This is a genomic window from Botryobacter ruber (assembly GCF_003347595.2).
In the GTDB taxonomy this organism is placed as follows: domain Bacteria; phylum Bacteroidota; class Bacteroidia; order Cytophagales; family Hymenobacteraceae; genus Pontibacter; species Pontibacter ruber_A.
The window spans coordinates 1-26,735 of sequence record NZ_QCZK02000022.1; the positions used below are offsets into that span (position 1 = coordinate 1).

Here is a 26,735-nt window from a genome sequence, read left to right on the forward strand (position 1 = left end):
GTGTCTCTACGGCCAACTCATCAAGTAACTTGTCGGGCAGGTAATTTAATAACTTCTTTACCCGGATACCTTTTGTGTCCATAGCAGTAACTAATTGATAACTATAGAATATACGGCAGGTTTCGGACAACAATGTTTCCAAAACCTGCCGGGTTTATGTACTAAAGCTGATGGATGATAAGGCAAAGCACGTACCTTTGCAGTCGATAAGACCTGAAAAAACAAATGGAAGATTTAAATCTTTGGGAGAAACCACAACTGGTGTACGTACTGGACCCGATGTGCTCGTGGTGCTACGGATTTGCGCCGGTACTGAAGCGGGTGCTGGAAGAATATAAAGACAAGGTGGAAGTGAAATTCGTAATGGGCGGCCTGCGCCCCGGCACCACGGCTGTGATGGACGACGAAGCTAAAACCACCATGCAGCAGCACTGGCAGGACGTGGAGACCGTGACAGGGCAACCGTTCGATTATAGCTTTTTCGACCGCGAAGCCTTTGTATACGACACAGCTCCTGCCAGTCGCGCCGTGGTAACCATGCGCTACGTGCAGCCGGAAGCAGAGCTGGCGATGGCCGAAGAGCTGCAGCAGGCTTTCTACGCCAAAAATCAGGACATCACATCACCTGCAGTACTGGCCACCATTGCTTCTGCTGTTTTCGGAATAGAGGAAGAGGCGTTTCTGGAGAAATATAATTCAGAAGAAATGGAGGAAAAAACAAAGCAGGATTTCCTGATTGCACGCCACCTGCAGGCCACGGCTTTCCCAAGCCTGTACCTGCTCAACGCCGATAAAGTGTACCTGTTATTCAGAGGCTACCGTATGTACGAAGCCGTGAAAGCCAGAATAGAAGAAGCGATTTACATGCTCAACCATCCGCAGTAGAGCAGTAGGTTTAACCCGCACCAGACCTCGCAGCGTCTTCAAGACCTGCGAGCGTCTTGTCCGCTACAAAGCAGCAGAGGCAATGGTGGCTGCTGCAGCAAAGTGAAATGCGTTAAAAATGCCATAGTAGCTGCCAGCGAAACGCTCGCAGGTCTTGAAGACGCTGCGAGGTTTTTGCAAAGTCAGGCTTTTGCCGACAGCACCTGCCCAAGCGGGTCTGCCCCATGCCAGGTGCCTTCGCTGGCGACGGGAGCGAAGCGGGCGAAAAGTTCTTCGGAATACCAGTTTTCCAGGCGGGTTCGTTTGATCACCTCCTGGTGCGAACGCTGGCGGTAAGCGTACGCCTTCATCGCCTCCACCGACTCCCACACACTGAACGTTGCCTGCCGCACCAAGGGAAGCTCGCCTAATCCGATGGAACAAAGCAATCCTTCGGCCTGGTCGAGAGCTTTGGTAGTTTGGAGGCCGAAGCGCAGGAAGCCGGGTAGCGCCAGCCAGTTCACGCTGGCACGTGTCAGCACAGCCACGGGTCCGACTGCGGGTGGTGCAGCCAGAACGGGCTCGAAAGGCGTTTTCTTATCCCAATAGCCGTGTGACTGCAGCGGGTACATGCGCAGTGTCCAGGTTTCATAGGTGTGCTGCCGGTACGTCTGCATCAGCTCCGAATCGTACAGAAAAGCGTTTGCTGCTGCTTCGCTTTCCCAGGTGCACAGCAGGCCATAGCGCCCGAAGTCCGGCAAAATGCTGAAGGCTTTCCCTTTCCCGCTGCCCATCAGTTTGTAGAACAGCAGGCCGGGCACCTGGTTCAGGAGGGGCGGGGAAGTTCCCATCTGCGCCAATCCCCACCGCATATGTCCCTTCCTGATGCCGAAGAGGGTGAGGGTGGTTAAGCGGGCAGCGTTTGGTTCTGGTGTTTGCAAGGGTTTAGATCTGGTTTCACAAAAACACCTGCCCGGCTTTGAGGCAGGCAGGTGTGATAGCAGCAAATATAGCAGGTGCTACAAATTTATTTTCCTGTTATCGCCGGGTTCGTAGCGCTCGCCTGTTACAACGGCTTTGGCTACGCCGATCAGGTGTACGACGGCACTGTTGGGCGAATCCCAGTACTCGGCATGGTCGATGGTTACTTTAATCAGGCCGATGTTGGGATCATCTTTTCCTTCCGGGAACCAGGCTTTCAGGGCAGGATTCCAGAGTTCGTCTATCTTAGCTTTGTCGCGGGATAGGGTGGCCCTTCCGGAAACCGACACATACAGGTTATCGCCTGGTTTGGCATAGCTCAGGTTTACATGCGAATCCTGTTTCAGTTCCTGCGATTTGGCGGAGTCGTAGCCGGTAAAAAACCACAGCACGCCATCGTCTTTTGTTTCCATGGTGCGCATGGGCCTGCTGCGGAGCATACCGTCGGGTTCCTGCGTGGTCATCATGGCAATATCAATGTCTTTAATTTTATCTGTCAGCTTGCGCAGATTTTCTTGGGTATTCTGATCGTTATTCATAGCTTTCTGGTTTCTGTTTGTCAGTTTAGTACGCGTGCCTCTGCAAAGGGTTGGAACCGCAGGCGCACCGTGTCTTCCGCTTTTTAACAAATAATGCCGTATCTTGTTTAGGAATACAGCTTAAACTATAATCGTTTGAATTACCTGGCACACATATTTTTATCCGGCGATGACGAGGAACTGCTGTTGGGCAATTTCATGGCCGATGCTGTAAAAGGCAAACAGGCAGCCCGTTATCCGGAAGGTATCACCAAAGGCATCCGGCTGCACCGCCTCATCGACACCTACACCGATACCCACCCGGTGGTGCATGAGACGAAAGCGCGCCTGCGCCAGCGGTTCCGCAAATACGCCCCCGTGGTGGCCGACATGTACTTCGACCACTTCCTGGCCAGCCGGTTCAGTACCTATTCTCCTGAGCCGCTCGTCGAGTACACGCAGCGCGTGTACCAGCTCATCCACAGCAATTTTGAGCTACTGCCTCCCCGCATCCAGCACCTGTTCACGTACATGATGCGCCAGAACTGGCTCCTGTCTTACGCCGAAGTAGCTGGCATTGCCCGAGCCCTGGAAGGCATGAGCCGCCGCACCAGCTTCGCCTCCGGCATGGAACACGCCGCCGAAGAACTGCAGGAGAACTACGACTACTACGCCCACGACTTTACCGTCTTTTTCCCGGAGCTGATGGCGTATGTGGCGGAAGTGAAGGAGGGTTTGTAGGAGGAGAGGGTGTGGTGGGTGGTGCAGAGAAGATTTTGGTGATGTGGAGGGCGAAATGTAATATTATGAATTTTACTGATTGATTTGGATAGATAGTATCTTATTGAAAGGCGGTAGAAGCAGCTATAAAGTGTCGAGTAGTTAACCCTTTGTTTGAGCTGATTCTGATCATAGTAATGAATTGTACGTTATGGTACCGCCCCCTACAAATAAATTTTCCTAAATTTGTCCACTAACTGGTTAAATCAAAAAGTTTAATTAAAAAATGGACGTCTTTAGAACGATAGAAGTGAGAATTGCCGAGAAACATGGCGCAATCGCTAAGGGAACAAGAAAATCAATAGGTGATTTCCTACTAAATGATGATATTAAACGCCCTGTAAATGTAAAAAGCAACAACTTAGATAAAAATAATTATTCTCCAAATATCATTTCTGCTAAACGCTTAATTAAATGGTTAAAACAAGAAGGGAATGAGCTATTCTTTATTTTTGTCGATTACAAATTAACTGAAAACGGTCCTAAAATTTTTAGAGATTCTGGGTTGATTCCAGTACATAATTTAAGTTGGAATTGCTTAACCATTGAAGCTCAAGGTTGGGGGGTTATTCAAATGTGCAAACCTTTAGAGGTGGATATGAATCAAGATATAAAAGGATTCTTACGGGGTATGAAGAACGCTTATGAAACTTATATGCGTAAAGAAGCAAGAAAAGTAGAAATAATAAAAGAAATGATAAAAGATTTCTAAATTTGAATAATGCATAGTTGCTTTCATTGCTTTGAATAGTATCACAATATCGTATGGTTAATAAGCTAAACTTCCAAGTTGACAGTAAATACATAAAAAAACAAATATGAAAATATTCGACGCATATATTTCCCCTGCCACTCTGGGATTTTTTCAGCAAAATCTTTCTTCTGAAACATCTTTGGAAGTTGCAAATACTTTAGTGCATTCTATATCAGGTATTCAATTCTTTTTTGAAAGGACTACAGATCTTGAGGAGTTTCAAAAGAATCTTTCTGAATTATATAATTTTGTGGAAGAGCCTGATAGAGCCGAGTATGGCGATTTTCAGACAAGTTTAGATTTAGCAATTGCAGTAACTAATTATTTATCGAAACACGTTGATGAACCAGATGTAGTGATTGAACCGACATGCGGAAAAGGAAACTTTATTCTAGCTGCCATTAAAACATTTAAATCTATAAACAAGGTTTATGGAATTGAAATTTACAGACCATACGTTTGGGAAGCGAAATTTTCAATTATTGACTTTTTTCTTGCAACTCCTCATGCTAATAAGCCTGATATATGTATCTACCATAACAACGTGTTTGATTTTAATTTTAATGCAATTGCCTCTGAAATTTCAACACAAAACATTTTAGTAATTGGTAATCCGCCTTGGGTTACAAATTCAATGCTTGGGAGTTTAAACTCCTCTAATCTTCCTGTAAAGTCAAACTTTAAGAAACACAATGGTTTGGATGCTATTACAGGTAAAGGCAACTTTGACATAGCAGAATATATAACAATGATGATGCTTGATACCTTTCAAAATAAAAATGGTACTATTGCATTGCTCGTGAAAAGTTCAGTTATTAAAAATATCATTTTTGATCAGAAAAAGAATAAGTACTATATTGGTGATATAGAAAAGCACTGTATCGACAGTAGAAAAGAGTTTAATGTATCAGTAGATGCAGCATTGTTTTTTTGTCGATTGAATGTTCCCCCATCCTTCAATTGCCATGAATTTGACTTTTACAATAATTTAGAATCACATTTATGCTTTGGTTGGGTTGAAGAAAAGTTTGTTTCTAACATTAAAACTTATGTTCATTCAAAACATATTGACGGTAATTGCCCATTTGAATGGCGGCAAGGATTAAAACATGACTGTTCTGCTGTTATGGAGTTAGACAAAGTAAACAATCATTACATAAATGCATTAAATGAAGAATGGGAGCTAGAATGTGACTTAGTATATGGTATCCTTAAAAGCTCCGACTTAAAAAATACAGTCATTAAAGCACCAAGAAAATACACAATTGTTACCCAAAGAAAAGTAGGGCAAGACACTTCATACATTAGAAGCAGTTTTCCTAAGACATATCAATATTTAGTTAATCACCAAGATTCGTTTAATGCTCGAAAATCAAGCATTTATAAAAACAAACCTTCATTTTCGATCTTTGGCATTGGTGACTATTCATTTAAGCCATTTAAAGTTGTTATTTCTGGTTTATACAAGACATTTCACTTTACATTAGTCTTACCAGAAAATCAAAAACCTCTTATGCTTGACGATACCTGCTATATGCTTGGCTTTGATAATCTTGACTATGCTCTTTACTCTCTAATTCTGTTAAATTCTCAGACTACAAAGGAACTACTTCAATCTATAACATTTTCAGACGCAAAAAGAACGTTTACAAAAGATATACTTATGCGTATTGACCTATTTAAGTTGAGTAAACAAATGAGCCTAAGCGAAGTAATTCAAGAAATTGAATCCTTTAATATGCGGTATTCATTAAATTCTACAGCTAACAATTGGCATTCATTCGTTGACCTATTAAGACCTGTACAAAGTGGGCAAATAGCAATGTTTGTCTAACTTGACAAACATTTATAATATTTGATTTCTGCTAGAGTATCTAACGAATAACAACTGAACTTCAGTAATTTTGTTAATCATTATTGCTAAATTTAGACCAATAGAATATGATCTTCTAAATCTGCAGAATACCGATAAGTTTTTATTTTCGATAGAAAAATTTGACACATTCTCGTAGGCTACAAACACTTAAGAAAAATGGAATAGTAGAAGACTTTGTAAAAGAACTTGATATCAAAATAAAGCAGTCAGGAAAACAGCTTGAAATGGCTGCTTTTGTCTGATCAAACAGTAACTAAACCCACAAAAAAAAGGAGCAGCCACTGCGACTACTCCTTCTGTTCTCAACCAAAAAATCTTAGTGATGATGGTGGCCGCCTTCGCCGTGAACGTGGCCGTGGGCGATTTCTTCGCGGGTGGCTTCGCGAACATTTTCTACTTTGCCATCAAAGAAAAGCTCTTTGCCGGCCAGCGGATGATTAAAGTCCATACGTACGGTTTCTTCTCCAACGCTTACCACGCGGCCCTGTAGCTGGTTGCCTTCGCTGTCGGCCATCGGAATAAAGTTGCCTTCTTCCAGCATATTGTCAGGCACTTTGCCGTCTATTTCAAATACGTTTTTTGGCAGTTCAACCAGCGCGTTCACGTCGAACTCGCCATAGCCATTTTCAGAGTCAAGGGAGAAACTGAATGTTTCACCGGTGCTTAGCCCTTCCAGGTTATCTTCAAACTGCTCCGGCAGTCCACTCGATCCGTACAGAATGACCATGGGCTGCTCCTTCGTAGCTGCCTCTATGAGTTGTGGCTCCCCGTTTTCATCTTTAATCCGAAGCTCATACGAGAGCGTTACTACTTTGTCTTTTTCAATCTTCATGTTTACTGTATTATTGGTAAGCCCATCTAAGGTAAAAACTTTAACCTAAGAAGCATAGCTTTTTTTTATTTCTTCTGAATTTTCCCGCATTAGCTGCCTTACAATTGTTCTTTTGTGTCTGGTGCAGTTCCGGTAGTACATGGTACATGCAAAAGCGCCTTTATTTGGGGCAGCTACCCCGGAAGGTCAGGGCATGTGCTGGCTGTACTCCCAGGCGCTTTTGTAGGCCCCAATAGATTCGGCATACGCAATAAGTTCGGCAAAAAACGTGTGCTGTGCCAGCGTACTGCTGTCGCCTACGATCACCAGCTTTTTCTTGGCGCGTGTCATGCCCACGTTCATACGGCGGATATCGTTCAGGAAACCAATTTCGCCTTTTTCGTTGCTGCGCACCATGCTCATGTAGATGATGTCGCGCTCCTGCCCCTGGAAACTGTCTACGGTTCCCACCGACAGCTGCCGCCGGGTGCGTAGTTCGTGCAGCAGCGGCATGTGCTCTACCTTGTCTTCGAGGTAGTTGATCTGGGCCCTGTAGGGTGCAATCACGCCGATACGTAGCGGGATGTTTTCCTCGGAAGGGGAAAAATACCGCAGGGTGTGCTCCAGGTGGTTGAGCAGCAGGTCGGCCTCTTCGGGGTTAGCGGAACTTTGCGCCTCCGCCATTTCCGCCTCGTTGAAGCCACAACCGGCCGTATCGATAAATTCAATCGCCAGGCCTGCCGGGAAGTGGGGGTGGTACTGGTTCAGGTCCGATTCCCGCACGCTCTCGTGTGCCTCCAGCTCGCCTTTGTAAAACTGCCGGTTCGAAAATTCCATGATGTGGTGGTGCATGCGGTACTGCGTTTTCAGCATCACCGACACCTCCGGCTGCCGCTCGATGCACTTTTCGAACAAGGTAATGCTCAGGCCGCCTTTTTCCGCCTCAAACGACTTTACGGTAGGAGGGAGCTGGTAATGGTCGCCCGCCAGCACCACCCGGTTGGCACGCGATATCGGAATCCAGCAGGCCGGCTCCAGGGCCTGTGCCGCCTCGTCGATAAAAACGGTGTCGTAGGTGAGGTGGCGGATGGCTTTGTTGGAGGCGCCTACCAGCGTACAGGTGATCACCTGCACGTTTTCAAGCAGGTCGTCGGTAATGTAATGCTCTACCTGGTCGGCCTGCTCGAGCAGGCGGTGGCTTTCGTTGCGGAACAGCTGACGTTGTGCCCGCTCTTCGTGGCCGAATTTGCGCTTGAACTGCGAGGCCATGCGCTTGTATTCCTCCGCCGCCTTCCGGAACTCCTTCAGGTCTTTGTAGGCGCGGTGATTCATTACCTGCGCATCCAGCGTGTGCTCCAGCAGCACATCCGATACCCGCGACGGGTTACCGATCCGGATCACGTTTACGCCTTCGTTGGCCAGCTTTTCGGTGAGCAGGTCTACGGCCGTGTTGGATGGGGCCGTTACCAGCAGCCGCTTCTGGGTTTTGAGTGTGTACAGGATGGCCTGCACCAGCGTAGTGGTTTTGCCGGTACCGGGAGGTCCGTGAATGATGGCTACATCTTCGGCCTGCACAATCTTCCGGACCGCTTCGTTCTGCGAAGGATTCAGCGCAGGAATTTCTGCTACCGGCTCATCGGTAAAGGAAGGGGCTTTGATGCCGAGCAGGATGTCGCGCAGGTCTGCCAGGCGGGTTTTATAGGCCTCCATGGTTTTCCGCAAGCCGATTTCCATTTCGCGGTAGCTCATCTCGTCAAAGGTCAGGTCGATGCCCAGTTTGCCGCCATCCACCCAGCCCGGGAGATCTTCCTTGTTCGTGGCCAGCAGCACCTTGTTGCGCTTCAGCCCCACAATCACACCCTGCAAGCTGTTGCGCTCGCCCGTGTTGGAGAACAGGGCAGCTGCTTTCCCTGTCTGGAAAAGGTGCAGTTCGTCGCGGCCTGAGGTTCGCTCCAGCTCCACCACCACCTTGTTGCCAAACCCGATTTCCTCTTTCGTGATCACGACCGGGTACCAGCAGAAACCCATCGCTTTTCGTTCGGCAATCGTGCTTTTCAGGCTCTTGATTTTATATTGCTGGCGGTCTTCTTCCTGTTCAATTTTAAGCAGTTCCTGAACCTGCTTCAGTTCTTCAAAAATATCTGTCATATAGCAAAAGAAAGGCTGGGGTATGTACGCCAGCCCTTTTTTATCGTCGTTTGTTCTGATTTTGTTTTTATACAGGTGCTACTTATTTCCGGCACCATCCTTAAGAACAAAAATTGTTGGTATTTTGCTCCCTTTGCTGCAGAAAATGAGGGATTTGTAAATTAAGGTAGCCTTACCTGGCTCTCTTCCTGCCTTTGGCCTGGGCCCTGTTCAGCCGCAGCTGCGCCAGGATGGCATAGGCAAACAAAATAAAAGCCACTACGGCCAGGATGGCGATGATCCGGTCTTTGCCATAGCGGCGGTCTTTGGAGGCCTCCAGTTCCATTTCCAGGTCTTTGATGGTGCGTTCCCGTTTTTTCAGCTGCACCTGCACCGTTTTTACCTGGCTCTGCAGCTCGGCAATGCGGTTGTCTATCTGGCGCTGGTCGGCCAGCACCTGGCTGCCGCTTCGCTGGATCTCAACGGTGTTCTCGGCTACTTTTTTGATGCTGGCCTCGTTAATGGCAGCTACCAGCCTGGAGTCGTGGTTAATTATTTTTTTTAGTGTTTCTATTATGTTAAGCAAATCCTTCTTCGATTTTTTCCCCCAGAAGTTGCTGTTCTGCTGGTTGTAAAACTGGTATTCCAGCACCAGCTGCTCCCGTTCGTTCATCAGGGCATTTATTTTGTCTTCCTGCTGTTTTGTCTTTTCCTGTGACTGTTCCTGCGCCTGTGCGCCCGCAATCCACACAAAAAGCAGGGCCAACACCAATAGTTTCTTCTTCATCTCTTTCACAATAAGTATAATACAATTACAAATATGGTCAACCTTGGGCAAATGCTCCTAATTTTTTTGTGTTTCCGGTAAAAAGGGAGCAGCAGTGGGCGTGGTGGCAGGTGCAGCAAAGTTTTGTAGCCTTGCACGAAAATTTTATGGTTTGTGTGCGGCAGCAAAGCCATAAAGTTCGGGATAATTCTTAATTTTGAGGTTCCATCTACACAACTACCAGACCCTTATGAAACAATACTTAGACCTGATGCGCCATGTCCTTGAAAACGGGGTGAAAAAAGAGGATAGAACAGGTACCGGTACCCTCAGTGTTTTTGGCTACCAGATGCGGTTCGACCTGCAGAAAGGTTTCCCGCTGGTAACAACCAAAAAGGCGCATCTGCGGTCTATCGTACATGAGTTGCTGTGGTTCCTGAAGGGCGACACCAATATCCAGTATCTAAAGGACAACAACGTAACCATCTGGGACGAGTGGGCCGATGAGAACGGGGACCTGGGGCCGGTATACGGATCGCAGTGGCGCAACTGGCCAACACCGGACGGACGGCACATCGACCAGATTTCGCAGGTAGTGCAGCAGCTCAAAAACAACCCCGACTCCAGGCGCATTATCGTGAGTGCCTGGAACGTGGCGGAAATAGACAACATGAAACTGCCGCCCTGCCATGCTTTTTTCCAGTTTTATGTAGCCGAAGGCAAGCTGTCGTGCCAGCTCTACCAGCGTTCTGCCGATGTGTTCCTGGGCGTGCCTTTTAACATTGCCTCGTATGCACTGCTGGTACTGATGATGGCGCAGGTAACCGGGCTGCAGCCGGGCGAGTTTATCTGGACCGGCGGCGATACACACCTGTACCTCAACCACCTGGAGCAGGCAAAGCTGCAGCTTTCCCGTGAACCACATGCTTTGCCTACGATGATCCTGAACCCGGATGTAAAAGATATCTTCGACTTTAAATACGAAGACTTCAGGCTGGAAAATTATCAATCGTATCCGTCTATCAAGGCGCCTGTGGCTGTTTAATTATCCATAGCATACAGACCGGAATTTATTAATACCTGATGAAAAAGGCACTGCTTAAGTTTACAGCCAATTACAAGTTTTTATTTTTCATTTACCTCGTCTTAGCCTTTTTTGCAACGGCACAGTCCTATTTCAGGTCTGCCGAGCTAAGTCCGGAAACCGGTTACACGTACACCAAGTACAACAATTACATTATTTTTAAGCAGTCTTTTTTTCATTTAATCCAGAACAAGGATATCTACATCCTGTACCTGCCCGAGCACTGGGATCTCTACAAGTACAGCCCTACGTTCTCGCTACTGTTTGGCGTGCTGGCAGTGCAGCATGATTTTGTGGGGCTCCTGTTCTGGAATATCATCAATGCGCTGTTCGTGTTCTTTGCCCTGAAATACCTTCCCAAACTGGATGACAAAGCAAAAATGCTGATGATCCTGACGGTAGTGGTGGAGTTGCTGGGCTCGATGCAGAATGAGCAGAGCAACGGCATTACGGCCGGGCTCATTATCCTGGCCTTTTGTTTCCTGGAGCGGCAGAAGTACCTCTGGGCTACGCTCTGCGTGGTTTTCGGACTGTACCTTAAAATCTTCGGGATTGTCGCGCTTGCCCTTTTCATCTTTTACCCTAAAAAATGGAAACTGGCTTCGTACACGGCCCTGTGGTCGGTGGTGCTGTTGGTGCTGCCACTGCTGGTGGTGGATGCGGGGCAGCTCGTGTTCCTGTACAAGAGCTGGTGGAACATGCTCACCCACGACCACGACATCTCGTACGGCTTCTCGGTGATGGGCTGGCTGTACACCTGGTTCGGGCTGGACTTACCCAAAACAGGGGTTGTACTGGCGGGAGCAGTGCTGTTTTGTGTGCCGCTTATCCGTTTCAGGCTCTACCAGGATTTTACGTTCCGCATCCTGCTGCTGGCTTCCATCCTGTTGTGGGTGATCATTTTTAACCACAAGGCAGAGTCGCCTACTTTTATTGTGGCCATGTGCGGTGTAGCGATCTGGTTCTTCTCGCAGGAGAAGAAAAAGGAAAATATGGTGCTTTTCTTCCTTGCCATCCTGATTACCTCTTTCTCGCCATCCGACATTTTCCCGAGGTTTGTGCGGGAGCAGTATTTTGTGCCCTACGTGGTGAAAGCGGTGCCGTGCATCCTGATCTGGTTCAAGCTGGTGTATGAAATGACCTTCCGGAAGTATGCACCGCTTGCTGAAGCCGACAAGCCGGCCGAACTGGCAACCCACCGCTCGCGTTAACTTTTGCTGCGTATTAGCTGTATGGTAAAAGATAAAACCATTTAAGCTGATGCGATTATGAAGTTCAAAGCCATTGTTACCGCTCTTTTTTGCTTTGTTGTGCTGCAAGCCATGGCACAACAGCCTGCACCTGATAAAGTTCAGACGAAGAAAGGCGATCTGGTCATAAGGCCTGTTTTGCATAGTTCCATGGTCTTAAGCTGGGATAACAAAACCATTTACGTGGACCCGCATGGCGGTGCAACCGGTTTTGCCGGTATAGCTGCCCCCGACCTGATCCTGCTCACCGACATTCACGGCGACCACCTGGACCTGAAGACGCTGGATGCGCTCCAAACAGGTAAGGCTACCATTGTTGCACCGCAGGCAGTGGCCGACAAGCTTCCGGAGAAGTACAAGCAGAAGCTGGTGGTGCTGCAGAACGGGAAAAGCACCACCCAACTTGGAATCCCGATCAAAGCCATTCCCATGTACAACCTGCCGGAAACAGCTGATGCCATGCACCCCAAAGGCAGGGGCAACGGCTATGTACTGGACTTGGCAGGTACAAAAGTGTACATCTCCGGCGATACGGAAGACATTCCGGAAATGCGCTCTTTAAAAGATATTGCTGTTGCCTTTGTGAGTATGAACCTGCCCTATACCATGCCTGTGGAGCAGGCAGCCAAAGGAGTACTTGCCTTTAAACCAAAAATCGTTTACCCGTACCACTACCGCGGAAAGGACGGCTTTTCGGATGTAGAAAAGTTTAAGCAGCTGGTACAGGCAAAAAACAAAAATATCGAGGTAAGGCTGCGCGACTGGTATCCGGAAAAGTAATACCAGATACTATTTACTCAGTTCCACAAAACTATTTCTCTTTTGTCATCCCTGTAGGGGATCTTGTGGGCGGACTGCAGTCAAGCTAGCTACTGGAGGTCGTGTAATGGAAGATTATTTTTACTATTTAGTAAAGGTAGGATCCCTGGATACGTTTGAGGTTGGGGCAGGAGCAGCGGCAATGGTGACAGTAGCAGCAGAAAAAAAGTACCTGTTTTTATTCACTGCCACAGCCACCATTGCCTTACCACCTGCTCAAAAAAGCACTATTTGTAAAAGAGATTTGCTGCACCGGCTTTTTCACCGGCGTAAGCTCACCGCCACTTCGAGTTCCACATCGCGCCCTACTTCAGAGGCAATGGCTCTTTTTACCATATCAATATCTTTGACGCTGAGCGGAGAGCGGGACACGAGTTGTACGTTCAGTACCAGCGGGTCGCCGCCGTGCAGCACTGCCACCCGCCGGATTCGTATCGCGCCTACTTTGTAGTTGTTGAGGGAGCGTACAATGTGGTGGTCGCGTACCATTTTGGTGAAGCCGAAGCCCAGCGGCAGACTCACCAGCGCTACCGTTACCAGTGTTAAAATCAATCCTTTTTTTGCCAGGTGAAACGGACTGAAGCCGAGCAGCATGAACGTAAACGCTGCCGCCAGTACAATGCCCGTGAGGTTGGTAAGGAAAAGCAGCAGCGCGCCGGTAAAGATATTCCAGTCGCCCCAGCCAATGCCGATGCCCGACACAGCCAGGGGCGGCACCAGCGCTACGGCAATGGCCACGCCTGCCAGCGTTTTGGCCACCTCTTCGCGGGCATGCGCGTACGCACCGGCTATTCCCGACACAATGGCTACTCCCAGGTCGAGCAGGTTCGGACTGATCCTGCCGCTGATTTCGTTGTTGACGGCCTGCAGGGGCGTTATGACGGTAACCAGAATGGCAGCCAGGTAACTTAGCAGCAGTCCCAGCCCAATGGTCCGGAGGCTTCCCCAGAACAGCTGCCTGTCCTGCCGCAACACACCCATGGCCAGCGAGATAATGGGCGCCATCAGCGGCGCCAGGATCATAGCCCCGATAATGACCGGTGATGAATTTAAAAACAAACCCAGGGTCGCCAGCAGCGTGGAGAGCATCATCAGGGTTAAAAAGGGTGTGCTGGCCTGCGTGTTTTCGCGGAGTACTTTAAACAGTTCCTTGAAATCCTGGGTGGAGGCGTGGTAGATAAGCGAAAGGGGCTTGCCCACGATCTCCTGCAGGTAAGCTTCGCCTCTCGGGAGTGCTTTTATCCTGTACCGGTCTTTTGTGCCTGCATCTTCGGTATCGGTTTTCAGGTGCCTGCCGGGCAGGAGCAGCAGCTTTTCGGGGCTCACGCACAACTCTATTTCCCGGGCACTCAGGAGTGCATTGTCCAGCGAAAAATCCATGGGCGTGGGGCTGCTGATGGTGACAGCGCCCGCCTTAATATGCCCGACAAAGGACGGCAGCTTCCCGTTTTTCTTAAAAACAGAATCTGCGGCAAACCGAAGCAGCTGCATAATGCTGCGGGGCGCCAGCACCAGGCAGTGCATCCGGCCATCGTTGATGTATGAGTTTTTGATGAGCTTGCGCGATAGCAGGGCGCTTTTACCATGCAGCACCGCCACAATGCCAATGGCTGCGGTTTTGAGCGGCGGCTTGCCCTCGGTGTTAAGGGTAAAGGCCCTCGGGATAAGGGCTTTGGACTGCACCAGTACATTCTTAAACTTCTCCCATCCCGAAAGAAACCCTTTTTTTGCCATGCTCCCCGCCATCAGGCTCAGGCTGTTGCCGATCACCACTTTGTTGAATACTGGTTTCCCGTTGCATAGCAGCAGGTCCGCCGCTATGCCTGCTTCGGCACTTAAAATATCTTCTATGGCATCTGCCAGGCTGTCGGCTATCCCGAAACCCAGCCGGGCTTCCAGCAGGTCGGGGTGCGGCAGAATGCCCAGGGCCCATTTTTTGTGCTTGGTGCCGGCCACAATTTCTGCCAGTGTCTCATCGCTAACATAAGTCACGACGGCGCTTTCGGCCACTACATTTTTACACGCAGGGTCGTCCTGCCGGAACGGTACTAACTTCTCCACCCGGTTTTCGAATGCCGGTACTATCTTTTCCTGAACTGTCTGCTCTTCCTTTGTATCGTAAATCAGGGTAAATTTCGTCATGTGTAGCTCCCTCTCTTCTTTTCCTCCTGCTGTTACGGGCAAAGTGGAATTTGGGTGAGGGAAAAAGGGGGGCGGGGGAAAATAATTATTGCCCAGGGAAAACAGCTACCACTTAACAGGAGCAGAGGCAATGGTGGCAGGAGCAGTAAGGTTTTGAGAAGCGATATTTGTGAAAACGAACAGTAGGAAGCCGGCAGCAGGGCCAAACTTCTACAAATCCAGCAACCGCTTCGTCGCTTCCTTATCTTTAGCTAGCTGGGCTTTCAGCGCCTCCAGCCCCTCAAATTTCTTTTCCTCGCGCAGCTGCTCTACAAAGGCTACGGTTACAGGCTGGCCGTAGATATCCTGGCTGAAGTCCAGCAGGTGCACTTCCAGGGTGAGGCGGGTGCCGTCGACGGTGGGGCGGGTGCCGATGTTCATCATACCCGGGTGCTTTTCCTGGCCTACGGTTACCCACACCGCATATACGCCGTTGGCCGGGATGAGCTTGTGAGGCTCCGGGAGGGCCAGGTTGGCGGTCGGGAAGCCGATGGTGCGGCCCAGCTGCTGCCCCTGTTCAATGGTGGAGGTGAGGGTGTAGTACCTGCCCAGGTAGCTGGTGGCCGTGGGAATATCGCCTGACTCCAGCGCTTTCCTGATTTTAGTGGAGCTTACAGCTACATCGTCTATATCCTGGCGTGGTATTTCCTCTATCTCAAAACCGTACTGCTGCGAGCGGGCTTTCAGGTTTTCGAAGCTGCCTTCGCGGTTTTTGCCGAAGCGGTGGTCGTAGCCAATAATCAGGATTTTGGTGTTGATCGCTTTGATCAGTACATCCGTAATAAAGCTGCGCGAGCTCATGCGCGAGAACTTACGGGTGAAGGGGATGATGAGCAGGTAATCGATGCCAAATGCCTCCAGCGCTTTTATGCGTTCGTCGATGGTGGAGAGCAGTTTGAGCTCGTTGTCTTCGGGGAAGAGTACCAGGCGGGGATGGGGCCAGTAGGTGATTACCACCGAATGACTGCCGGTCTGCCGGGCGCGTTCCACCAGCCGTGTCAGAATTTTCTGGTGGCCCACATGCACCCCATCAAACGTGCCGCTGGTAACAACGGCATGCTGTAGCTTCGGGAAAGCGGCAATATCATTGATTACTTCCATCCGCTGCTAACTGCTCTCTTCTTATTTGCTGAATGTCTTCGATGGTCAGGGCATCTTCCAGTTTATAATCGCCGATACGCGTACGCACCAGCGCCGAAAGGTGCGCGCCTACACCAAGTTTCTGACCTAGATCGTGGGCCAGGCTGCGGATGTAGGTGCCTTTGCTGCAGATAACTTTAAAGTGAACCACAGCTCCTTCCACCGCTGATATTTCAAAGGTTTTGATCGTTACAGGGCGGGCTTTTATTTCAGCGGTCTTACCTTTTCGCGCCAGCGCATAGGCTCTTTTGCCGTCTATCATCACAGCTGAGTACAGCGGCGGCACCTGCTCGATGGTGCCTTCAAAACTTGCGGCAGCATTTCTGATGTCCTCCGGTGTCAGGTGGCTGATGTCTTTTGCTTCGGATACTTCTGTTTCCAGGTCGTAGGAGGGGGTGGTCTGGCCGAGGGTGATGGTGCCGGTGTATTCCTTCTCCTGCGCCTGTATCTCGTCTATCCGCTTGGTAAACTTGCCGGTGCACAGGATCAGCAGACCAGAGGCGAGGGGGTCGAGGGTGCCGGCATGGCCTATCTTTTTTACGCGCAGGATGTTCCGCACCTTTTTCACCACATCAAACGAGGTCCAGGTGAGGGGTTTGTCTATGAGTAATATTTCTCCTGCTTCAAAATCGTATGCCATACTTATATTTTAAGGTCAACGCCAATAGCCAGCAACACCAGGATGGCTATTCCCAAACCGATCCGGTAGTACCCGAACACTTTAAACCCATACTTCGTGAGTATGTTGATAAACGTTTTAATGGCAAACATGGCTACCACAAAGGCCACGGCATTGCCGATAAGCAACAGATTTAAATCGTCGCGGTGAATAACTTCGAAGCTGTTCGAAATTTTTTCTAAGTCCAGCTTGATGACATCGGAAAGCTCCAGGCCGAGCAGATCTTTGATCAGTTTATAAGTAGCAGCAGCCAGCATGGTAGGCACCGCCAGGAAAAACGAAAACTCGGCAGCTGTTTTACGGTCCACGCCCATCGAAAGTCCCCCGATAATAGAGGCCGCCGAACGCGAAACGCCCGGAATCATGGCCAGGCACTGGAAAAAGCCAATTGCCAGCGCATTTTTGTACGTGATAAACTGCTGGTTAGCATTGTTAAACCACCGGTCCACGAACAGGAGTACGAAGCCTCCCAGCACCAGCATCACCGCCGTAATGGTTACGCTTTCCAGCATCGCATCGATGATGTCGTTCAGCGCGAAACCAATGACGGCTGCCGGTAAAAAAGCGATAAACAGTTTTTTGTACAGGTCGAAACCGGCAATAAACCGCCGCCAGTACAGCGCCACCACCGACAGGATAGCCCCGAACTGAATATTCACTTCAAAAATCTTGGTGATCGGAAGCTCGTTTATCCCCAGCAAACTCGACATGATGATCATGTGACCGGTAGAGGAAACAGGCAGAAATTCGGTAAGACCTTCTACAATGGCTAAGATGATAGCCTGCCAGACACTCATTTATTCGTGGGTTTTGTCAGTAATCAGGATGGCGAACAACTCGATCACAAAGCCTGCTATCACCACCAGCGGGCCGAGGGTGATGCCCAGGAAGCCCAGGCCATAGGGTTCTGTATCGAGTGTCATGATAAAAAATCCGAGTGCCAGCACGGCGATGCCGGCCAACATCAGGATGTAGTTTTTTCTGCCAAAGGCCAGTCTGGGTTTATTTTCCATTTTTAGTATAGTTCATCTAACGACATGCGGAGGTACTTGCGCACGGCCCTGTAGGAGCTGAGGAAGCCGATAATGCAGCCAATTACAACCAGGGCAATCATCAGGATATAGGTCTGCTCCTCGTCCTGCAGCAACTTTAGCTCTTCTACTTGATGGTACGCGTACTGCGTGAGCAGGAACAGGAAAACGGAAGCAATAATGCCGCTCATAATGCCCTGCCAGGCTGCCCGGTTCAGGAACGGGCGCTGAATAAAATAAGAAGTAGCGCCCACCAGCTGCATGCTCCGGATCAGGAACCGCTGTGAGAATAGCGCCAGTTTAATGGTGTTGTTGATCAGGATGATCACCACCACCAGCATGATAACGGTGAAGAGCAGCAGCACAATGCTGGCTTTTTTCATGTTGCTGTTGATGGATTCTATCAGGCTGGCCACGTACTGCACTTCAAATACGCCGCTCGTTTTTTCCAGGTCTGTTCTGATATTGGCGAGCTGCAGCGAGTCGGAATGGTCCGCATCAATTTGCAGCACGTAAGCATCGCGCAGCGGATTTTCGCCCAGGAAGGTCAGAAAGTCTTCGCCGCTTTCGTTCAGAAAAGCCTTTGCACCTTCCTCTTTTGATATGAAGCGCACCTGCGGCGTCTCATGCTTCTGCGCCACATAAGGTTTCGCAGCAAAGGTCTTTTCCAGTTTTGCCAGCTGCGCCTCCGTCAGGTCGCGGTCCAGGTACACCTGCATCTCGATGCCCTCTTTTACAATGTCGGAGAGCTTGCCCGCATAAATCAGCAGCAATCCGAAGAGACCGATCACAAAAAGGGCTAGCGTAATGCTGAATACCACCATGGTATGCGGGTAACTACCAAGCTTTTTCTTCTTTACCGATTTGATTTTCTGGTTTGCCATAGCTCATGCTTCCGCACAAAAATAGAAATATTATTTTAATAAGCAGAAGCGTTTTGCCAGATAAGCGAAAAGGAGGGTTTGTTTTAGCGCATGTCGTCCTACAGGCTCCGTTTTATGCTGCTGCACCAGCCACCACAGCCTCTGCTGCTCATCCGGGGAGCTATCGTTGAGGCAGCTACAGGTTCAGGCGCGGATCGGAGTCGAGGATGATGGGTTCCTCCTCCTGTTGTTTCCGCAGCTGGCTGCGCGAAGGCTTGTTTCGCCTGAAGAGCTCGTGCAGCGTATCGAAGCGTTTGGTGTGCAGTAAGCTGATGCTCTGGCTCGTATTCACCCTGTCGTTGAACACACTCGGGTTGGTGTTGTACTCCAGCCTTGCCCGTAGCTCGCCGCTTTTGGTAATGTAATACTCCACAGACCAGTCGCCTTGGTAGGCGTTGCGGTTGTTGCGGCCGGTGGCGGTGGTGTTGCCGGTGCCGGTTACAATACCCGACTGGCCGGTTACGCGTAGCCGGCCCTCGAACAGGTTATAGCTCAGGCGCACCTGCAGGTTGGTGAGCGCCTCCTGGTTTACGCCGCCTAGCCCGATATCGATCTGGAGGTTACTGTCGATGCTGTTAAAGAAGGAGCTCAGCTGGCTGGATAGCAGACTGCCCAGACTTCCTCCCACGGCGGCAGACCCGGCATCCATGGTGGCAAAGGAGCCCGGCGGAGCCAGCCGCTGCAGCACCAGCAGACTGAATACCTGCCGGTTCAGTTCGTTTTCATCGTTCCGGACGGAGCTGAGAATCGGGTACAGCAGCGGCTGCACATCCTGGGGCAGCTCGTCAAAATTCAAACCGAGCTTGATCTCCGGTGTCAGGATTGGGCCGGTCAGGGCGATGGTCGCGGTTACCGGGTAGCGGCCCTGGATCTGGTTTCCGCCTGTTCCAAGTGAAAGATCGGAGAAGGAGGTGAGCTGGGTGTAGGTGGCATTGATGCGCATGGTGCCGGCCAGCGGGTCGCCGTTCCAGGAGATGGTGCCGCCGGGCGTAACCTTGAACTCCCGCGTTACCAGCCCCTCCAGCAGATTCAGGTTATAAGCACCGTTGGAAATCTCGAAGTTGCCGTACATGTTAAAATCACCGCGCGTATCGATCGTCATCCGGATCTGCCCGTGCCCGGAACCCCGGATCACGTCACCTGTCTGGCGGTCGATGATAATCTCGAAATAAGCTTCATCGGTCACATCGAGGTTAAAATTCATGGCAATGCCCGAAAGGTCCACGCGTGGTTCCTCTACTTTCACGGCAACGGCGGTCGTGTCTGCTGCATTGCGGTTCACGAATTTAATAAAGTCTTTGCGGGCCAGTTCCGTCTGGTTGTCTAGGGGTACTACGATGCGGGTGTTCTCGTTGCTGCGGGCATTCACGTTTATCTGCAGATCGTCTACGGGACCTCTGACGCTGGCGCTTCCGGTGGCAAAGGCCGTGCCGTAGTAGAGTTCGTTCTGGGAGCTGGTCGTATTGAGCACCATCATGTTCCGGAAACGGGCTTCCAGGTCCAGTTTCATGTTACTGAAGCCATCGTGTGTGATGCCTCCGGTCAGGTTGCCGGTGTTGCCGAAAAGATCGGTGAGCCGGGAATTACGGAAGCTGATGCTGTTGGCGCCAAAGTACACCCTGTCGTTAAACCGGTAGGTAACCCCCAGGTAATCGAACCGGAACTGGCCGCTGTTGACCATAACCGAACCAGTGAGTACGGGTGCCGAGAGGCGCCCCAGTATCCGCAGGCGGCCTTCCATGGTGCCCTCCATGCGCGAAAGGATCGGCTTGAGCAGGGGCTCCACAATTTTGAGCTGCGTATCCACCATCACCGCGAGTAAATCCAGTTGCTCTTCCACTTCTTTGGGCTGGTAATTGCCGGTTACGGTAAGCACTTTTTTCCCAGCCCTGTTGATGCCCACATCCACGGCCAGCTGCTGTTGGGCATTGAGCCAATTCGAGCGGCCCCTGACATTCCCGATCAGCACGTCATCGAAATACAGGGAATCGATGCGCATATCGGTATTGAAGATCATGTCTTTGTAAACATCCTGGACTACTACTTCGGCATGCAGGGTGCCGCTGATCTGCTGGGTGAGCAGGGGGTTGAGGTTGCGCAGGTCAAAATTCCGGACATTAACCAGCAGCCTGCCTTCCGGGTCGTCTGAAATGACGCCCTGCGCCGTGAACACCTGCTGTGCATTGGTAAGCGCAAAATTGATGAATTCTATGCGTTGGCCGCCTTCGCTAATCAGCACGGTATTACCGGGTGTAAACGCCCAAGGGTTTTCGTGCAGCGTAATGTTGGATTTGTCGAACACCACCTGCACCTGGTTCTCCAGGAAATTGATGTCGCCGGTAATGCTGGCGCGGTGGTTCTGGGCGGGCTGGGAGATGCTCGTGGAAAAGTCGATGGTTCGTTCGTTCCAGATGCCTTCCACGTAAAAGTTTTCGGTTTCGCCGGTAGAAGGAAGTAACTGCTTTTGCGAAGTGAAAAGAGCACTCGCCAGCACATCGGGACTTTGCTGGTACTTGGAGGAATTGATCTCGACGTTATTCTGGTACAGCGTGATCTTGTCATACCAGATGGTGTCGATCTGTGCAAACAAATCAAAAATGACGGTATTGCCATGGCGGAAAGAGCCTTCTACTTCGGAAGAGTCTGAAATGCTCAGGTTTGGTACGACCATGTGCAGCAGCGGGTTCACCTGCTTCAGGTAAATGTCATACTTCAGGCTGTAATCCTGCTGGCCTGTAATCCGTTTTCGCCGGTAATAGGCTTCTGTGGCGGCATCGATACTTTCGAAGTTCAGCTTGTACTCCTTTACCAGCTGGCTCACATCCTTAAACAGCACTGAGTATTTAAAGTCGCCGCTCGCGCTCAGCGTCAGCAGGTCCGACAGCAGGTTCAGGCTGCGCGTGCCTCCGGTAATCTGCGACTCTACCAGCACGGAGTCCATCACCAGCGTGTCGCCGTTGTATTGAATGGTGGCGTTGTTGAACAGGGCTGTCCCGGCAAAATCATCAAACTTCAGTCCTTTAAAATTGAGATCAGCATCGGCATGGATAACTAATGGCTTTTGCGACAGGCCCAGCCCCTGCAGGTTTACCCGTTGCAGGTCGGCTGCCAGGTTAAAGGCTTCCGTGCCTTTGCCGAAGCTGACGTCACCATTGCCGCTGAACACCAGGTTCGGGTCGTTGATGGCAAGTTTCCCTGAAAACAATTCGCGGCTCAGGGTGCCGTCTACTTTGATATTCCGGTAGTTGTAGTCGAGCACGTGGAGCTGCCCGATGGTGGCGTCCAGGTTCAGGCGGGCAGTCTGCAGCGAAAAACCAGAGCCCGAAACGCGGCCTTCCATGGAGATGGTCTTTACGTAATCGGAGTTGCCGATCAGGCGGCCCAGGTGAAAGCTGTTGGTTTTGAGGTAGCCCTTGTACGATGATTTGCGCGCTTCGTCCTCCAGCTTCAGGTTGATGTCGGATGTCAGGTTGCCGAGTGCGGTGTTGAAGGTTCCGTTTGCCACAAAGTCGTCGTAAAAACCCAGGAAGCGGCCCTGCAGCGTTACGGTTCCGAGCCGTTCGGCTACTTCGTAAATATTGTCGGGCAGGAATTGCCGGATGTCGTCGGCGTTGATGGTAGATTCCCGCAGGCGTATGTTGGCAAAGGTTTCTTTTGCATTGGGCAGGCCGTCGGCACTGAAATTGCCCACAATGTGGGTGTTCTGACCGTACCGCACATCTACATCACGGGCTGTAAAATTTTTTACCTTGCCTTTCAGTTCGGCTGAGCTGACAAACAGGTTCTCGTCGTACTCGCGGAGCTGCGGCGCAAAAACAGCGATATCGTTGGAATAAACCAGCGAGTTCTCCAGGTCGGCGGTTACCGTTACGCTGTCTATAAAAGAGGTGAAGTCGTGGAAGCGGCTGTAGTCGAAGCGGACGTAGTGCTGCAGGTTGCTTTTGTTTACTTTCAGGTCCAGCTCATCGAATTCCCAGAAGGTGGAGGCGTAGGTAATGAGGCCGTCGAGGTTGTGCAGCCGTGTGTCAGAGCGGGCTTCGCGGGCGCGTAGGTCCGTTACGCGCGCCTGCAAGGTATCTTCTATGGTGATTTCAGAGAATTTTCCCGACAGGTTATCAATGGTCAGGTGGAAATAATCCATGCCAAAATCAGTTGGCGGACGGTTAAAGTTGTCGTAAGTAAAGCGCCCGTCCTTGATCACAAGGGCGTCTATCGAGAAATCGAAGGGCTGCGAAGGTTTGGTCGTGTCTTTTACGATCAGTTCGCTGAGCGAACGGATGAAGGTACTCAGGTTGAGGGTGTCGGAGCCGGCGTACTGCACCAGGTTGGCGCGTGGCTCCTGCAGTACGAGAGTGCCAATGCTGAGCGTGTTCGGATGAAAAATAGAGAAAGCGCTGATGTCCGCTTCAATTCGGCCCACATAGAACATCTCCTTATCTTTGTAATCCAGCACGCGCACCTGCTCCAGTATCACATTGCTGAAGAATTCAATGTCGACGCTGCCAACCGTAACCTCGTGGTCGATGGTCCTGGAAAGGTAATCGGCTGCTTTTTGGGCCACTTTTGTCTGTACGCCAGGCTGCTGAATGGCCACATAAGCTATTCCGAAGAGCAAAATAAGGAGCAAGACCAGCCCCAAAGCTATTTTTAGAATAGCTTTTCCTATAACTTTGACGTAATTTACTGACTGTTCTTTTTCCAAAAGATGACTGAACCTACGATTTTAGCAATCGAATCTTCCTGCGACGAAACCTCTGCTGCTGTTATACGGGGCGCAAAGATTTTGTCTAACATAGTTGCCACACAGGCGGTACACGAACAATACGGGGGTGTTGTGCCGGAACTGGCCTCGCGGGCGCACCAGCAGAACATTATTCCCGTTGTAACGCAGGCGCTGTTGGCTGCAAATGTAACAAAAACTGAGCTAAATGCGGTAGCTTTTACACGCGGTCCCGGCCTGTTAGGCGCTTTATTAGTAGGCTGTTCTTTTGCCAAATCCTTTGCCCTCGGGCTGAATATCCCGCTGATAGAAGTAAACCACATGCAGGCCCACATCCTGGCTCACTTTATCGACGAGCCAAGGCCTGACTTTCCGTTCCTCTGCCTGACCGTGAGCGGCGGCCACACCCAGCTAGTGCTCGTTAAAAGCCACCTCGACATGGAAATTATCGGCCAGACCACCGACGATGCCGTGGGCGAAGCCTTCGACAAAACAGCCAAAATGCTGGGGCTGCCTTATCCCGGCGGACCGATGCTCGACAAAGCAGCTGCAGCAGGTAACCCAAAGGCGTTTCAGTTCCCGGTGAGCAACATGCCCGGCTACGACTTTTCCTTCAGCGGCATTAAAACTTCCGTACTCTATTTCCTTAAAGATCAAACGAAGCAGCACCCCGATTTCGTACAGGAAAATATGGCCGATATTTGCGCCAGCGTACAGCACACGCTCATCAAAACACTGCTCAAAAAGCTGGTACAGGCCTCCAAGGACCTGGGAATTAAGGATGTGGCGATAGCAGGAGGGGTGTCTGCTAACTCCGGTCTGCGGAAAACGCTGCAGGAGTATGCCAAAAAGCACAACTGGAACGTTTTTATACCAGCCTTCCAGTACTGCACCGACAACGCCGCCATGATTGCCATGGCGGCACATTACCAGTACCTGGCAGGCGATTTCTCAGACCAGTACGCCAGTCCGGACCCGCGGCTGAAGTTCTGATAATTTTTCCGGCTTTCACGTATGATGCAAGCTGAGAGACATTTGAAAAAGAAGCACTATGAAAGAAAATATTTTTAAACCAGGCGATACGAAAGTCTACCGGAAGCATGTGACGGAGGAAGATTTTGCCCGTTTCGGCGATGCCCTGGTCCACCCGGTTTGCTCTACCTTTGCGTTGGCGCAGGCGGCGGAGTGGGCAGGCAGGCTGTTTTTGCTTGAACTAATTGACGAAGACGAAGAAGGAATCGGGCAGTTTCTGCACATCGACCATAAAAGCCCCGCTTTCGAGGGCGAGGAACTGGTGGTGGTATCCACCCTGAAACAACACGAAGACAACACCGTTATTTGCCGTTTCGAAGCCCATGTAGTAGAACGACTGGTGGCGGAGGGCGAGACGGGGCAGAAAATTTTCAAAAAAGAAGAACTATTGCAGATTTTAGATCAAGCAAACTATTAAATGGCGAAAGAAAAAGACAGGATAAAGAAGCACGTCAACATCGTGAACCGGAAGGCGTCGTTCGAGTACCAGTTCCTGGAAAAATACGTGGCGGGCGTGATGCTGAAAGGCACCGAGATTAAATCGATTCGCGAAGGCAAGGTGAACATGCAGGACGGGTATTGTGTTTTCCAAAACGGCGAACTGTGGCTGCACAACATGCACATTGCTACCTACACCGAAGGCACCCACTACAACCACGAGCCCATGCGCACGCGCAAACTGCTGCTCAATAAAAAGGAGCTGCGAAAACTGGAGCGTGGAGCAGAGGAGCAGGGCGTCACCATCATCCCGATCCGGGTGTTCATCAGCGACCGTGGTTTTGCCAAAGTAGAAGTAGCCCTGGCCCGCGGCAAAAAACTCTTCGACAAACGCGAAGACATCAAAGCCCGCGACGTGAAACGGGAAATGGACCGCAGCGGATATTAGGAGTTTGGGAGTTTGGGAGTTAGAGAGTTTAGGAGGTAGAAAGGTAGAAAGGTAGAAAGGTAGGGGTTGAAGATATTCAATCCTGTAGCAGAGAGGTAGAGAGGTTAAGGGTATGGCTGTAGAGACGCGGTGCCCGCGTCTCCTGCACGAACCACGGACAAATCCAATCAATCCTGTTATTCCTTAAATCTTCTTAATCGTGTTCAGACAACCCCAATCCTGAAAATCCTAAAATTCCGTAAATCCTGATTCAGACAAAAAATCCCGGTACAGACAACAGCAGTGGCTATGGTGGCAGGAGCAGAAACCTTTTTAGGATGAAAATGAAGTGAAATTACTTTGCTGCTCCTGCCACCATAGCCACAGCTCCTGCGTTTTACTTAAATAGACCTCATGACGAAAAACGATACTCAAAAGCAGGGCCTGGTCCCGCAGATAAAGAAGGAGAAGGATGCGCTCAGCAAGCTGCAGAAGCAGTTTAACACTAAAATAAACCGCATCAATAAACTGAAAGCCACTATCGCTGAAAATGAGGCAGTGATAGCTGAACTGCGCAAAAAGGTGCAGGAAGAGCTGGTGCCGCTGAGTAAGGAGCTGACGGAAGGGCGTATCGCCTTCGTAAATCTGCTGGACAAGGCCTACGAAGGCTCATTTTTCAGGAAAAGGGAGAAGGAGAAGCTGGCAATGCTGATTGAAGATCTGTCTTTTAGCCTGATCGAAGACGAGGGCCGTGAGGAACTGATCCCGTTGCACGACAAGTACGCTGCCTTCAGCCACGCCGAGGTAGTGGAGCAGGCAGAGGAGGAGGCCAAAGAGCAGGCGCAGGATTTGTTCCAGGATTTCTTTGGGCTGGACATTGACCTGGATAACTTCGACGACCTGGAAGGGCTACAGGAACAACTGCGGCAGCAGATGGAGGCGCAGGAACAGGCCCGGCAGCAGCAGAAGGCCAAACGCAAAAAAACAAAAGCGCAGGAAGCGAAAGAGGAGGCCCTGAAAACCGAGATGAGCAACATTGCCAAAGCCAGCCGCCGCATCTACACCGACCTGGCCAAAATGCTTCACCCGGACCGGGAACAGGACCAGGAGCAGCGGGCCTGGAAAGAGGAGGTGATGAAAAAAGTAACCGCCGCCTATACCCAGAACGATTTCTTTGAATTGCTCCGCCTGCAGATGGAGTTTATGCAGGAAAAAGGCGATGCCCTGCACGAACTGCCCGAACAGCAGCTGAAGTACTACCTCAAGCTGCTCAACGAGCAACTGAAAGAGCTGGAGTTTGAGCGGGAGAAACTCAACTTCGGTCCCGACGGCACACTGCTTTTTCAGTTCGGCGGCACGCCAAAGCTACGGGAGCAGCGGTTTAAGGCCGAGAAGACAAAGCTAAAGCAGCATATCAAACGGATGCGCGACGACCTGAAACATTTTGCCGAGCCTGAAAACCTGCGCTATTTCCTGAAATCTGTGCGGTAGCTGGTTCAGTAACCGAAAGTAAATCAAAAACATAACAAAAGAG

At 50.3% G+C, this 26,735-nt stretch carries 23 protein-coding genes; 11 read left to right on the forward strand and 12 right to left on the reverse strand.

What is annotated here, in order from left to right:
* The first annotated feature begins 225 nt into the window (after window positions 1-225).
* The gene (locus tag DCW36_RS04610) at window positions 226-885 is read left to right on the forward strand and encodes a DsbA family protein (RefSeq protein WP_114782268.1); all 660 of its coding nucleotides are present in this window, start codon (window positions 226-228) and stop codon (window positions 883-885) included.
* Window positions 886-1,067: 182 nt separating this feature from the next.
* On the opposite strand, the gene DCW36_RS04615 is transcribed toward DCW36_RS04610, so the two are convergent.
* Both DCW36_RS04615 and DCW36_RS04620 read right to left on the reverse strand, forming a co-directional pair.
* On the reverse strand, window positions 1,068-1,805 hold the full coding sequence (locus DCW36_RS04615) for a DUF3291 domain-containing protein (RefSeq protein ID WP_164891033.1): 738 nt from the start codon (window positions 1,803-1,805) through the stop codon (window positions 1,068-1,070).
* 78 nt (window positions 1,806-1,883) lie between these two features.
* Complete coding sequence (locus DCW36_RS04620) at window positions 1,884-2,384, reverse strand: pyridoxamine 5'-phosphate oxidase family protein (RefSeq protein WP_114782270.1); 501 nt, start codon at window positions 2,382-2,384, stop codon at window positions 1,884-1,886.
* 135 nt (window positions 2,385-2,519) lie between these two features.
* Between DCW36_RS04620 and DCW36_RS04625 the strand changes: the two genes are divergently transcribed.
* From DCW36_RS04625 to DCW36_RS04635, 3 genes are all read left to right on the forward strand, one after another.
* Window positions 2,520-3,104 (forward strand): acyl carrier protein phosphodiesterase, encoded by a 585-nt coding sequence (locus DCW36_RS04625; RefSeq protein WP_114782271.1) that lies wholly within the window; start codon window positions 2,520-2,522, stop codon window positions 3,102-3,104.
* Between the two features lie 265 nt (window positions 3,105-3,369).
* Window positions 3,370-3,855 (forward strand): hypothetical protein, encoded by a 486-nt coding sequence (locus DCW36_RS04630; protein ID WP_114782272.1) that lies wholly within the window; start codon window positions 3,370-3,372, stop codon window positions 3,853-3,855.
* Between the two features lie 106 nt (window positions 3,856-3,961).
* Window positions 3,962-5,731, forward strand: coding sequence for a hypothetical protein (locus tag DCW36_RS04635; protein WP_125185390.1), 1,770 nt, complete (start codon window positions 3,962-3,964; stop codon window positions 5,729-5,731).
* Between the two features lie 358 nt (window positions 5,732-6,089).
* Here DCW36_RS04635 and DCW36_RS04640 read toward each other — a convergent pair whose 3' ends face one another.
* The 3 genes from DCW36_RS04640 to DCW36_RS04650 all read right to left on the reverse strand — a co-directional run bounded on the left by DCW36_RS04640 (window position 6,090) and on the right by DCW36_RS04650 (window position 9,498).
* Entirely contained in the window at window positions 6,090-6,605 is a 516-nt protein-coding gene (locus tag DCW36_RS04640) for an FKBP-type peptidyl-prolyl cis-trans isomerase (protein ID WP_114782273.1), read from the reverse strand.
* A 186-nt stretch (window positions 6,606-6,791) separates the two neighbouring features.
* Window positions 6,792-8,732, reverse strand: a complete 1,941-nt coding sequence (locus tag DCW36_RS04645; protein WP_114782274.1) for an AAA domain-containing protein — start codon at window positions 8,730-8,732, stop codon at window positions 6,792-6,794.
* A gap of 172 nt (window positions 8,733-8,904) precedes the next feature.
* A complete protein-coding gene (locus tag DCW36_RS04650; RefSeq protein ID WP_114782366.1) occupies window positions 8,905-9,498 on the reverse strand; it encodes a hypothetical protein in 594 nt (197 codons plus the stop codon).
* A gap of 229 nt (window positions 9,499-9,727) precedes the next feature.
* Here DCW36_RS04650 and DCW36_RS04655 point away from each other — a divergent pair, with 229 nt between their 5' ends.
* From DCW36_RS04655 to DCW36_RS04665, 3 genes are read left to right on the forward strand one after another with little or no spacing between them, the layout of a single operon-like run.
* Window positions 9,728-10,522: a thymidylate synthase gene (locus tag DCW36_RS04655; protein ID WP_114782275.1), complete on the forward strand. Its 795-nt coding sequence runs from the start codon at window positions 9,728-9,730 to the stop codon at window positions 10,520-10,522.
* A gap of 38 nt (window positions 10,523-10,560) precedes the next feature.
* The gene (locus tag DCW36_RS04660) at window positions 10,561-11,772 is read left to right on the forward strand and encodes a glycosyltransferase family 87 protein (RefSeq protein ID WP_114782276.1); all 1,212 of its coding nucleotides are present in this window, start codon (window positions 10,561-10,563) and stop codon (window positions 11,770-11,772) included.
* A gap of 57 nt (window positions 11,773-11,829) precedes the next feature.
* On the forward strand, window positions 11,830-12,591 hold the full coding sequence (locus DCW36_RS04665) for an MBL fold metallo-hydrolase (RefSeq protein WP_114782277.1): 762 nt from the start codon (window positions 11,830-11,832) through the stop codon (window positions 12,589-12,591).
* A gap of 300 nt (window positions 12,592-12,891) precedes the next feature.
* Here the strand turns inward: DCW36_RS04665 and DCW36_RS04670 are convergent, their stop codons facing one another.
* The 7 genes from DCW36_RS04670 to DCW36_RS04700 all read right to left on the reverse strand — a co-directional run bounded on the left by DCW36_RS04670 (window position 12,892) and on the right by DCW36_RS04700 (window position 23,286).
* The gene (locus DCW36_RS04670) at window positions 12,892-14,772 is read right to left on the reverse strand and encodes a DUF389 domain-containing protein (protein ID WP_114782278.1); all 1,881 of its coding nucleotides are present in this window, start codon (window positions 14,770-14,772) and stop codon (window positions 12,892-12,894) included.
* Window positions 14,773-14,982: 210 nt separating this feature from the next.
* Window positions 14,983-15,912 carry a bifunctional riboflavin kinase/FAD synthetase gene (locus tag DCW36_RS04675; protein ID WP_114782279.1) on the reverse strand — a complete coding sequence of 310 codons (930 nt, stop codon included), beginning with the start codon at window positions 15,910-15,912 and terminating at the stop codon, window positions 14,983-14,985.
* The gene (gene truB, locus DCW36_RS04680) at window positions 15,896-16,591 is read right to left on the reverse strand and encodes a tRNA pseudouridine(55) synthase TruB (RefSeq protein WP_114782280.1); all 696 of its coding nucleotides are present in this window, start codon (window positions 16,589-16,591) and stop codon (window positions 15,896-15,898) included. The genes DCW36_RS04675 and truB overlap by 17 nt, the downstream gene beginning before the upstream one ends.
* A gap of 2 nt (window positions 16,592-16,593) precedes the next feature.
* Window positions 16,594-17,427 carry an undecaprenyl-diphosphate phosphatase gene (locus DCW36_RS04685; RefSeq protein ID WP_114782281.1) on the reverse strand — a complete coding sequence of 278 codons (834 nt, stop codon included), beginning with the start codon at window positions 17,425-17,427 and terminating at the stop codon, window positions 16,594-16,596.
* Window positions 17,428-17,643 (reverse strand): DUF3098 domain-containing protein, encoded by a 216-nt coding sequence (locus tag DCW36_RS04690; protein WP_114782282.1) that lies wholly within the window; start codon window positions 17,641-17,643, stop codon window positions 17,428-17,430.
* A gap of 2 nt (window positions 17,644-17,645) precedes the next feature.
* Window positions 17,646-18,545, reverse strand: a complete 900-nt coding sequence (locus DCW36_RS04695; protein ID WP_114782283.1) for a cell division protein FtsX — start codon at window positions 18,543-18,545, stop codon at window positions 17,646-17,648.
* Window positions 18,546-18,720: 175 nt separating this feature from the next.
* Window positions 18,721-23,286: a translocation/assembly module TamB domain-containing protein gene (locus DCW36_RS04700; protein WP_449374878.1), complete on the reverse strand. Its 4,566-nt coding sequence runs from the start codon at window positions 23,284-23,286 to the stop codon at window positions 18,721-18,723.
* Window positions 23,287-23,289: 3 nt separating this feature from the next.
* On the opposite strand from DCW36_RS04700, the gene tsaD reads away from it, so the two are divergent.
* From tsaD to DCW36_RS04720, 4 genes are all read left to right on the forward strand, one after another.
* Complete coding sequence (tsaD, locus tag DCW36_RS04705; protein ID WP_114782285.1) at window positions 23,290-24,297, forward strand: tRNA (adenosine(37)-N6)-threonylcarbamoyltransferase complex transferase subunit TsaD; 1,008 nt, start codon at window positions 23,290-23,292, stop codon at window positions 24,295-24,297.
* A gap of 58 nt (window positions 24,298-24,355) precedes the next feature.
* On the forward strand, window positions 24,356-24,754 hold the full coding sequence (locus tag DCW36_RS04710) for a thioesterase family protein (protein WP_114782286.1): 399 nt from the start codon (window positions 24,356-24,358) through the stop codon (window positions 24,752-24,754).
* On the forward strand, window positions 24,755-25,222 hold the full coding sequence (smpB, locus tag DCW36_RS04715) for an SsrA-binding protein SmpB (RefSeq protein ID WP_114782287.1): 468 nt from the start codon (window positions 24,755-24,757) through the stop codon (window positions 25,220-25,222).
* 393 nt (window positions 25,223-25,615) lie between these two features.
* Complete coding sequence (locus DCW36_RS04720; RefSeq protein ID WP_114782288.1) at window positions 25,616-26,692, forward strand: J domain-containing protein; 1,077 nt, start codon at window positions 25,616-25,618, stop codon at window positions 26,690-26,692.
* Window positions 26,693-26,735: the final 43 nt, after the last annotated feature.

Coding starts and splice junctions, on each gene's coding strand:
- DCW36_RS04620 (WP_114782270.1), bottom strand. CDS start 2,384: ATGAATAACGATCAGAATACCCAAGAAAATCTGCGCAAGCTGACAGAT.
- DCW36_RS04685 (WP_114782281.1), bottom strand. CDS start 17,427: ATGAGTGTCTGGCAGGCTATCATCTTAGCCATTGTAGAAGGTCTTACC.
- DCW36_RS04675 (WP_114782279.1), bottom strand. CDS start 15,912: ATGGAAGTAATCAATGATATTGCCGCTTTCCCGAAGCTACAGCATGCC.
- DCW36_RS04635 (WP_125185390.1), top strand. CDS start 3,962: ATGAAAATATTCGACGCATATATTTCCCCTGCCACTCTGGGATTTTTT.
- DCW36_RS04670 (WP_114782278.1), bottom strand. CDS start 14,772: ATGACGAAATTTACCCTGATTTACGATACAAAGGAAGAGCAGACAGTT.
- DCW36_RS04640 (WP_114782273.1), bottom strand. CDS start 6,605: ATGAAGATTGAAAAAGACAAAGTAGTAACGCTCTCGTATGAGCTTCGG.
- DCW36_RS04690 (WP_114782282.1), bottom strand. CDS start 17,643: ATGGAAAATAAACCCAGACTGGCCTTTGGCAGAAAAAACTACATCCTG.
- DCW36_RS04720 (WP_114782288.1), top strand. CDS start 25,616: ATGACGAAAAACGATACTCAAAAGCAGGGCCTGGTCCCGCAGATAAAG.
- DCW36_RS04650 (WP_114782366.1), bottom strand. CDS start 9,498: ATGAAGAAGAAACTATTGGTGTTGGCCCTGCTTTTTGTGTGGATTGCG.
- DCW36_RS04610 (WP_114782268.1), top strand. CDS start 226: ATGGAAGATTTAAATCTTTGGGAGAAACCACAACTGGTGTACGTACTG.
- tsaD (WP_114782285.1), top strand. CDS start 23,290: ATGACTGAACCTACGATTTTAGCAATCGAATCTTCCTGCGACGAAACC.
- DCW36_RS04630 (WP_114782272.1), top strand. CDS start 3,370: ATGGACGTCTTTAGAACGATAGAAGTGAGAATTGCCGAGAAACATGGC.
- DCW36_RS04710 (WP_114782286.1), top strand. CDS start 24,356: ATGAAAGAAAATATTTTTAAACCAGGCGATACGAAAGTCTACCGGAAG.
- DCW36_RS04660 (WP_114782276.1), top strand. CDS start 10,561: ATGAAAAAGGCACTGCTTAAGTTTACAGCCAATTACAAGTTTTTATTT.
- DCW36_RS04655 (WP_114782275.1), top strand. CDS start 9,728: ATGAAACAATACTTAGACCTGATGCGCCATGTCCTTGAAAACGGGGTG.
- truB (WP_114782280.1), bottom strand. CDS start 16,591: ATGGCATACGATTTTGAAGCAGGAGAAATATTACTCATAGACAAACCC.
- DCW36_RS04645 (WP_114782274.1), bottom strand. CDS start 8,732: ATGACAGATATTTTTGAAGAACTGAAGCAGGTTCAGGAACTGCTTAAA.
- smpB (WP_114782287.1), top strand. CDS start 24,755: ATGGCGAAAGAAAAAGACAGGATAAAGAAGCACGTCAACATCGTGAAC.
- DCW36_RS04665 (WP_114782277.1), top strand. CDS start 11,830: ATGAAGTTCAAAGCCATTGTTACCGCTCTTTTTTGCTTTGTTGTGCTG.
- DCW36_RS04695 (WP_114782283.1), bottom strand. CDS start 18,545: ATGGCAAACCAGAAAATCAAATCGGTAAAGAAGAAAAAGCTTGGTAGT.